We start from the raw sequence: 325 nt of genomic DNA on the forward strand, positions 1-325 counted from the left end.
GGCGGGTGAGGACAACAGCGCGCCGACGGTCACCATCACCGAAGACGCCAACAATGATGGCGTGATCAGCAGTGACGAGCTCGATGGCCAGGTCGACGTCAACGTCGACTTGCCAGCGGGTGCCGTGGCCGGTGACACCATCAGCGTCAGCGATGGCACCACCACCAACGACATCGTGTTGGCCGACACCGACATCAGCAACGGCAGCGTCGCGACCTCGTTCGATGCGCCAGCGGAAGGTGAAACCCTCACCGTGACAGCGGTGCTGGAAGACCAGTTCGGCAACACCTCGGCAGAAGGCAGCGACAGCGCCGTGCTCGACACC

1 protein-coding gene is annotated in these 325 nt (G+C 64.0%); it reads left to right on the forward strand.

Annotated features, from left to right (window positions below):
- Window positions 1-325: hypothetical protein (locus BZJ21_RS16485; RefSeq protein ID WP_158075556.1), on the forward strand; the 325-nt coding region annotated here is incomplete at both ends.

The organism is Salinivibrio costicola subsp. alcaliphilus (assembly GCF_001996185.1).
Classification (GTDB): domain Bacteria; phylum Pseudomonadota; class Gammaproteobacteria; order Enterobacterales; family Vibrionaceae; genus Salinivibrio; species Salinivibrio costicola.